This window comes from Flavobacterium plantiphilum, assembly GCF_046000495.1.
Classification (GTDB): Bacteria; Bacteroidota; Bacteroidia; order Flavobacteriales; family Flavobacteriaceae; genus Flavobacterium; species Flavobacterium plantiphilum.
In genome coordinates, this window is the sequence record NZ_JBELQA010000007.1 from 2391 (window position 1) to 4532 (window position 2142).

Consider the following 2142-nt stretch of genomic DNA (forward strand, 5'->3'; position numbering starts at 1 on the left):
CCCATAGTTTCCGATGTTTTCTCCCGAAGCTCTTGTCAGCGTTCCTGTAAATGAATCTCCATTTACTAAACTTGGTGAAACGCTGTAAGTAAACGTTGGATCAACTGTTCCGTAAACTTTAGTCTGAGAAGCATCAGCTGTAACTGTAATTGGCTTTGCTGTGATAGCAAAATCTTTAGCCACATAAGTAATACTATAGTTGTTTCCTGCACTCAAAGTACCTTGCGTTATCCCATAGTTTCCGATGTTTTCTCCCGAAGCTCTTGTCAGCGTTCCTGTAAATGAATCTCCATTTACTAAACTTGGTGTAACGCTGTAAGTAAACGTTGGATCAACTGTTCCGTAAACTTTAGTCTGAGAAGCATCAGCTGTAACTGTAATTGGTTTTGCTGTAATAGCAAAATCTTTACTTACATAAGTAATACTATAGTTGTTTCCGGCGCTTAAAGTACCTTGCGTAATAGCATAGTTTCCGATGTTTTCTCCGGCATCTCTTGTCAGCGTTCCTGTAAATGAATCTCCACTTACTAAACTTGGCGAAACGCTGTAAGTAAACGTTGGATCAACTGTTCCGTAAACTTTAGTCTGAGAAGCATCAGCAGTTACCGTAATTGGTTTTGCTGTAATAGCAAAATCTTTACTTACATAAGTAATTAAATATTTAGTTCCTGCGGAAAGAGTTCCTTGGTTTATTTCATAATTTCCTATATTTTCACCAGTATCTCTGCTTAAAGTACCTGTAAAACTATCACCTGTCAATAAAGCAGGAGATACCGTATAGGTGAAAACAGGATCGGTAGAACCATAAACTTTAGTTTGAGAAGCATCAGCAGTTACTGTAATTGGTATTTGATTTAATTTTAATGTAAAATCATAAGTCGCAGTACATCCATTTGTATCAGTTGCTCTAACTGTAAAATTACTATCCGAAACCTGAGTTGATATCCCGGAAATCAATCCTGTCGAAGATAAATTAAATCCTGATGGTAAATTTCCTGATGAAATATCAAAGGTTTTTGTTCCTGTTCCTCCCGTTACATTAATAGACTGACTATATATTGAATTATAATCATATCCTGGTAATGAAACTGTTGCAAAGTCAATAGCAGTAGGCTCAGTTATAGTAAATATCTGTGTATCCTGACATAAATTAGCATCTTTTACCGTAACCGTGTAAGTACCGGCAGCAAGTCCTGTGGCTGTTGCTCCACTACCTCCTGATGGTGCCCATGAATAGGTATATGTACCAGTCCCACCCGTTGCACTTACAGTTGCAGAACCATTAGAACCTCCATTACAGGAAACATTCGTTTGTGAAACTGCAGAAGCCACCATAGCTGTTGGTTGTGTAATGGTAAAGTTTTTCACAATACTACAACCGTTGTTATCTGTTATTAAACAATTGTAATTACCTGCTGCTAGACCTGTAGCTGAAGCAGCGGTTCCCCCTGAAGGACTCCATAAATAAGTATATGGTCCTGTTCCTCCAGAAGCAGTCACACCTGCTGAGCCCGTAGCGCTTCCATTACACAAGACATCCATTTGATAAGTAGACGCTTCAAGTGCTGCAGGCTGCTTAATAGTAAAACTCTGTGTAGTCTGGCAAGAATTAGCATCTGTAATTGTAACTGTATAAGTACCCGCAGCAAGTCCTGTAGCTGATACACCAGTCCCTCCTAATGGTGACCATACATAAGTATACCCAGGTGTACCACCTGTTACTGAAACTGTGGCTGAACCATTCGTACCTCCATTACAGGAAACATTCATCTGAAAACCAGCCGTTGCTACTAAAGCCGGTGGTTCTGTGATAGTAAAACTTTGTGTTGCCGTACAAGAATTAGCATCGGTTACCGTTACTGTGTAAGTTCCGGCAGTAAGTCCTGTTGCTGTTGCAGCAGTTCCGCCAGATGGTGACCATGAATAGGTATATGAACCAGTACCACCCGTTGCACTTACTGTTGCAGAACCATTTGATCCTGAATTGCAAGATACATTAGTTTGTGCAGCTGCCGAAGCAATAAGTACTGTTGGTTCTGTGATAGTAAAACTTTGTGTTGCTGTACAAGAATTAGCATCGGTTACCGTTACTGTGTAAGTTCCAGCACTAAGTCCTGTTGCTGTTGCAGCAGTTCCGCCAGA

General features: G+C 40.1%; 1 protein-coding gene. It reads right to left on the reverse strand.

Annotated elements, in window-relative coordinates; genetic code table 11:
• Positions 1 to 2142 (reverse strand): MBG domain-containing protein (locus tag ABS764_RS12470; protein ID WP_408082136.1); only part of this gene is annotated, 2142 nt, incomplete at both ends.